The following is a 6,297-nucleotide window of genomic DNA, read 5'->3' on the forward strand; positions in this document are numbered from 1 at the left end:
AGGATATTGTCCACTCTAAAAAGGAGGAGGGATTTACATGAAATATCAAATTATTAAGCCTGAAGATCAAGCAATAGGACAATTCGACGGTGGAAAAATAAAAGAGCAAAAACCAATAGGCTTCCCTGGAGAAGATTCCGTTATAGAAAGACTTGGACCATTATTTTATTGGGCCTGGGCCAAGTCATCGGAACCTGCGGAAATTGGATTACACCCCCATCAAGGTTATGAAATAATTACTTATGTAATAAAAGGTAAAGCTTATCACACTGATACGTTGGGTACAGAAAGTGTCGTAGGTGAAGGTGGAGCGCAGGTGATGCAGACGGGTTCTGGGGTATCTCATGCAGAAGCAACAAATGAACCATCAGAAACATTCCAGATTTGGTTTGAACCACGTTTGAGCCAGGCTATTAAACGTAAACCTACTTATTCGCAATTCGAATCAAGTGATTTTCCAGAAGTCAATGAAAATGGTGTTTCAATCAAAACGATTTTAGGAAATGATGCACCTATTGAGATTGTAGCAGATGCTAAAATGTGGGATGTTAATATTCCTAAAGGAAAGACTTACACTCACACACTTCCAGCAAATAGAACGTTAGCAGGTTTGGTGATTAGAGGTGAGGGTTCACTTATCTTAGATACAAATGATACTTCCCATTTTAACCATAAAGATTTTTTTATTGTTCAATCAGAAAAAATAAGCGAAGTTGTTATTAGAACTTTAGAAAAGGACCTTAGAGTCTTTTTTATAGAAGTTCCTATTGAAGTAGATTATCCTTTATATAGAAAATCGAGATAAGTCGAGATTACTTGAGTTTATATGGTGGTACCATATTATCTTCAAAGAAGTTGTTATTAAAGTAACGGGTGCTTTACTTAAATGAGCTCCATAATCAGAAGACCTTAAATATAAACTATATTATACATTGGTGGTATGTTGGGGGTCTTTTGGATATGCAGGAAATTTACTGTCCTACCATACATGGATTAAATGCCAAAATAGACAAATCCGTTTAAGGTTATAAAAAAGTAAGAATCAATTATTAAAAACCGCACTTAGATACGTCACGGAGAACCGTATCGTAAATGATGATAAAAGAGTGCAGATTTTGCACTCTTTTTGTTATCTTATTATTCTATATATGTACTCCGTTAGAGAGAGCTTCGTTCTTTTGTTAAAAATGGTGGGACTGTCTGGAACTAACTTTTCATCTACTCGCCCCAGAATGCTTGTGCGATTTCTTGACCTTGTTTGATTTTATTCCACTGTTGTTCATGAGTAAGGTCATTTCCGCCGTCACATGATGCGAAACCACACTGGTGTGAGAGGTATAGTTTGTCTTTAGGGATGTATTTTGCTGCTTCTTCAAGCTCTGCCAAAACAGCTTCTTTATCAGCTAGACCAGATTTTTTCGATGATAAGAACCCAATAACTACTTCTGTTTCAGGTTTATCTTTGAAAGCTTCTAAGGCTACTAAGTTCCCTGCACGGTCATCGTCCCACTCTAAGTAGAAACGGTCATAGTTTTGATTAGCTAAGAAGTAGTTAGCAACATGCTCGTAAGAACCACCCATAGCATAACGAGAGCCGTAGTTACCACGACAGTTATGAGTATATACTGTTAAGCCTTTTTCATGGGCATAGTCAACTACTGCATTGTTTAAGGAAACAAGCTTTTCTGCTTGCGCTTTAACAGTTTCGTCAGTAGCTCCATCTTGAGTATAGTAGCCAATTGGGTTGTCTTTAGAGAAGAGTGCCCAAGTACAGTCATCAAACTGAAGTATTTCACCACCCACAACTGTATACTCGTCTACGAATTCTTTCCAAGCTTGAACCAAGCCTTCACCAAGATCATCAGTCGTTGGGTAAACCTCGTTTGAATAACCGTTCTCGTCAGACATTGAACGCACAAATTCGTTATAAATTTGGGCAGGTGATGGAATGGTTAATTTAACTGAGTGATCCCCAGCTTCTTCACGAACGCGTTTAAAGTGGTCGATGAAAGTATGGTTGTTAGAGTGAAGAGGGGCTACGACTTTGACGTCGATATCTTTACGAGTTTCAAATGTTCCTTCTTCAAAACCATCCGTATCATTTTGGAACTTCCAACCTGAATCACCGATTGAACGCTCCACACCATCCAAGCCCCAGACAAAGTCCAAGTGCCAGATAGAACGTTGGAATTCTCCATCCGTTACTTCTGGAATACCAGCTTCGATTTGTTTATTGACAACTTCTGTAACGGTTTTTCCTTCTGTTTCTGCGTAGCCTTCTAAGTCATCATAGAAGGGATAAGTTATATCATCTCGACTTTCAATTTCGCGGTTATAAGTTTGTAATTCATCTGGTCGCAAGAGCGAACCAACAAGTAAAAAACGTTCTGATCCTGACATTTAATCAATTTCCTTTCCCTTAAACTTTTTGTTAAATAAATCCTAACATAAAAACGCATCCATAGTGTAACACTTAAAGACTACCGCCTGCCATAGCTTTTACCTATAGCAAGCTTCTTTCTTTTTCGATGGATTTTTTTAGGTGCTGGATATATATTAGCTAGTTTTCTATGCCTTTCGGACTTAAGGTTAACAAAATTGGAATTTCCCAGTAGATAGAACGTTCACATGATGGGCACGATAAAACATCATATATCCAAAGAAAAAACATTTTGTGAAATATTCTACTTAAACAAACTGGTGCTTTAATACTACAAGGAGATCGTCAATACGGCGGTCTTTTTTTAACAAAAGTTACTTTAGTGAACATTGTTCAATTGGGAGTAACTAATAAATCAATTTTTTTTGATTAATTAGTTGCTTTTTATCTGAAGTTAAATTAAGATTTATATATCAAATAAATTTGATGTAAGGAGGGTATTAATTGGAAGTATTAAAGCCTTCATTTCAACAATATGAAAAGAAATTTAAAGCCCTTGCTGATCAAAAAAGGATGGAAATCATGTATGAGCTTTGTCATAGGGGTCGATTGTGTGTATGTGATTTAACTGAATCCTTTGGTATTTCACAATCAAAACTATCTTATCATCTTAAAATCTTATTAGATGCAAACTTGATTGAGAAACAAACAAAGGGCACCTGGAGTTATTACGATATAAACGAGAAAGAAGTAAACGGTTTGCTTTCTGAAGAACTTTGTTGCATCTTTAGAAAAACGGGAAATAAAGCATCAAATACTAGTTGTTGCTAATTGTTTAAGCTACTAAATCAACTTTTTTTGATTAAACAAAACGATAACTGGGGGAATTTTAAATGCATTATGTTCACGTGGGGATTAACGTTACCGATTTGGAAAAATCAATGGATTTCTAAAAGGTGATTGGAATGAGGCCTGTAAAAACAAAAGCTGATTATCAAAATTCTTATTAGATGAAGTAAGATTGAATTTTACGTTTAACGTAAAGGATAAAGTGAAAGGCAATCAAGTTAACCATTTTGGTTTCCAAGTTAATATTGCCGAAGAAGTAATTTTACATAAATAGAGATTAGAAAAAAGGGTTTCTATGCCCGTGAAGAGATGAATACAACTTGTTGCTATGCTGTTCAAGATAAATTTTGGGTGACAGATCCAGATGGGAATGAATGGGAGTTCTTCTATACCAAAGAAGATAGCGATACGAAACAAGTTGAAGGGAATACTTGTTGTGTAAGTTAAACATCGAAAGAATTTCTTGCTGTTAATTGGAGGTCTATTTTTGTCAACAACATTGATATTTGCACTTATCATTTTTATTGTTACGTTAATTTTTGTTATTTGGCAGCCTAAAGGATTAAATATCGGTTGGTCTGCCTGTGCTGGAGCAGTTATTGCCCTTTTAGTAGGAGTGGTAGGATTTAGTGATGTTTTAGAGGTAATAGACATTACGTGGAACGCAACCTTATCATTTGTGGCAATCATTCTAATTTCATTGATACTCGATCAAATTGGTTTGTTTGAGTGGGCAGCCTTACATATGGCGATGATTGCAAAGGGGAATGGAATTAAAATGTTCGTCTATGTCAGTAGTTTAGGTGCCATCGTTGCTGCCTTATTCGCCAATGATGGAGCAGCATTAATATTGACACCCATTGTGCTTGCCATGGTTCGTCATTTAAATTTCAAAGAAAAAATGGTGTTTCCATTTATTATGGCGAGTGGCTTTATTGCCGATACGACGTCCCTGCCATTTATCGTAAGTAACCTAGTGAATATTGTATCGGCGGATTTCTTTGGAATTGGATTTCTGGAATATGCATTAAGAATGTTCATTCCAAATATCTTTTCACTGGTTGCAACGATTGCTGTTCTACTTATTTATTTCAGAAAAAGCATCCCTAAGACATACGATCTGTCTAAATTAAGAAAACCAGAGGAAGCGATTAAAGACCAAAACTTGTTCCGCCTTTCCTGGTTTGTTCTAGCGGTATTATTAATTGGTTACTTTACGAGCGAATTCATTAAAATTCCTGTTTCTATTGTAGCTGGGGTTATCGCGATACTCTTTATTCTAATGGCTCGAAGAAGTGAAGCCGTAAATACGAAAGCAGCGATTAAAGGGGCACCTTGGAATATTGTATTTTTCTCGATTGGGATGTATGTGGTTGTTTATGGATTAGGGAATGCAGGACTTACCTCTGCCTTGGCAGCAGTGATTCAACAGGTGGCAGAAGAAGGTTTATTAGTTGCTACCGTTTCCATGGGCTTTATCGCGGCTATTCTATCTGCGATTATGAATAATATGCCTACTGTCATGATTGATGCCTTAGCCATTGCAGAAACGAATACAACTGGTGTCATACGAGAAGCACTTGTTTATGCCAATATCATTGGATCTGATTTAGGTCCAAAAATCACTCCAATTGGTTCCCTTGCTACCTTGGTATGGCTTCACGTTTTATCCCAAAAAGGGGTAAAAATATCATGGGGAACGTATTTTAAAACTGGGGTTATTTTAACGATACCCATCCTATTGGTAACATTAATTGGACTTTATATTTCACTACTATTGTTCTAAAGGAGAATGAGTTATGGCGAAAAAAACAATCTACTTTTTATGTACTGGGAATTCATGCCGAAGCCAAATGGCAGAAGGATGGGCAAAACAATACTTAAACGAAGAGGAATGGGAAGTTAAAAGTGCTGGGATTGAAGCGCACGGACTGAATCCGAATGCAGTGAAAGCAATGAAAGAGGCAGGAATTGACATTTCAAACCAAACCTCGGATATTATCGATCCTGAAATACTAAACAATGCAGACTTAGCGGTTACCCTTTGTGGTGATGCTAAAGATAAATGCCCTGTTACACCGCCTAAAGTGAAACGGGAACACTGGGGATTTGATGATCCTGCAAGAGCTCAAGGAACGGAAGGAGAAAAATGGGCAGTTTTCCAGCGTGTTCGCGATGAAATTAGCGAACGCATCAAACGCTTTGCTGAAACAGGGGAATAACAAAAACACCAAGAGACTGGTGTTTTTGCAATACATAAATGTTTACTAATATATATTGTGAATGAATTCACTTAAACTCCCTCAGATAGATTCGATTTACTCGTAAATGCTCGCTTATTCGCAGGATTTCAAACCACTTTTCAGTACATAAACGGATAATTGGAATGAGTGTCGATAATAAAGGCTTCATGAAGGCATGCGAGAATAGAGGAGTTAGTAACTCCAATTTTTTATAAGTATACTGCACGTATTCTCCACGCCGCCCCTGGAGGCTTTCCCTCCCATGTCTCAACGGGTCTAATGCCCTCTCATTCCTTCGTCATGCCTATCCAAGGGGTGGAGGCCGGTTTTGCTAACGGTATGGGTCTGTGCCCTTTTGTTTAAGTATTCCAGTACTCCGTGCTTTCTTTGAGATCCTACGAATAAGCCAACATCCACTATAATACTAATATTGATGTTTAGTTAAATTCTGTCTTATTAAAAGGGTCAGTTATGCTGCTATTGATGCTAAGGGTTGTATTTTTTCAGGACAATAAGGTTCATTGTTTCGGGCTATCCCTACTAAAATTCTTGCGAATTTGCCAACCAGTTTCATAATAGATTTCATTTTTTTCATCTTTTTCACTTGGACATTGTAGGCATGTAATTCCTTAAACTCAGGGTTGTTTGCGACTAGACTCATAATTGCTAAGAACAAGTTACGCCTTAGCCGAGATCTTCCACGTTTAGAAATGACAATTTGTCCTTTCCATTTACCTGAGCTGGCCTCTGCTAAATTTAAGCCGGCATGTCTTAATAGGGAGTTCCCATGTGCAAATTTACTAAGATCTCCAGCTTCACCTATGA

The 6,297-nt window shown here is 37.3% G+C and carries 6 protein-coding genes and 1 pseudogene; 5 read left to right on the plus strand and 2 right to left on the minus strand.

Annotated features, from left to right (window positions below):
- Positions 1-37: 37 nt before the first annotated feature.
- Positions 38-805, plus strand: a complete 768-nt coding sequence (locus tag D8M04_RS19515; RefSeq protein WP_121525092.1) for a pirin family protein — start codon at positions 38-40, stop codon at positions 803-805.
- Between the two features lie 413 nt (positions 806-1,218).
- Here the strand turns inward: D8M04_RS19515 and D8M04_RS19520 are convergent, their stop codons facing one another.
- A complete protein-coding gene (locus D8M04_RS19520; RefSeq protein ID WP_121525093.1) occupies positions 1,219-2,400 on the minus strand; it encodes a uroporphyrinogen decarboxylase/cobalamine-independent methonine synthase family protein in 1,182 nt (393 codons plus the stop codon).
- 484 nt (positions 2,401-2,884) lie between these two features.
- Between D8M04_RS19520 and D8M04_RS19525 the strand changes: the two genes are divergently transcribed.
- The 4 genes and pseudogenes from D8M04_RS19525 (at position 2,885) to arsC (ending at position 5,451) form a co-directional block, all read left to right on the plus strand.
- The gene (locus tag D8M04_RS19525) at positions 2,885-3,211 is read left to right on the plus strand and encodes an ArsR/SmtB family transcription factor (RefSeq protein WP_121525094.1); all 327 of its coding nucleotides are present in this window, start codon (positions 2,885-2,887) and stop codon (positions 3,209-3,211) included.
- A 62-nt stretch (positions 3,212-3,273) separates the two neighbouring features.
- Positions 3,274-3,676, plus strand: a pseudogene (locus tag D8M04_RS19530) (ArsI/CadI family heavy metal resistance metalloenzyme).
- Between the two features lie 40 nt (positions 3,677-3,716).
- Entirely contained in the window at positions 3,717-5,015 is a 1,299-nt protein-coding gene (locus D8M04_RS19535) for an arsenic transporter (RefSeq protein ID WP_121525095.1), read from the plus strand.
- Positions 5,016-5,028: 13 nt separating this feature from the next.
- Positions 5,029-5,451 (plus strand): arsenate reductase (thioredoxin), encoded by a 423-nt coding sequence (arsC, locus tag D8M04_RS19540; protein ID WP_121525096.1) that lies wholly within the window; start codon positions 5,029-5,031, stop codon positions 5,449-5,451.
- 490 nt (positions 5,452-5,941) lie between these two features.
- Here arsC and D8M04_RS19545 read toward each other — a convergent pair.
- A partial coding sequence (locus D8M04_RS19545) for a transposase (protein WP_147436843.1) occupies positions 5,942-6,297 on the minus strand: 356 nt, incomplete at its 5' end.

The sequence above is a fragment of the Oceanobacillus piezotolerans genome, assembly GCF_003665065.1.
Lineage (GTDB): Bacteria > Bacillota > Bacilli > Bacillales > Amphibacillaceae > Oceanobacillus > Oceanobacillus piezotolerans.

Coding starts and splice junctions, on each gene's coding strand:
- D8M04_RS19515 (WP_121525092.1), top strand. CDS start 38: ATGAAATATCAAATTATTAAGCCTGAAGATCAAGCAATAGGACAATTC.
- D8M04_RS19520 (WP_121525093.1), bottom strand. CDS start 2,400: ATGTCAGGATCAGAACGTTTTTTACTTGTTGGTTCGCTCTTGCGACCA.
- arsC (WP_121525096.1), top strand. CDS start 5,029: ATGGCGAAAAAAACAATCTACTTTTTATGTACTGGGAATTCATGCCGA.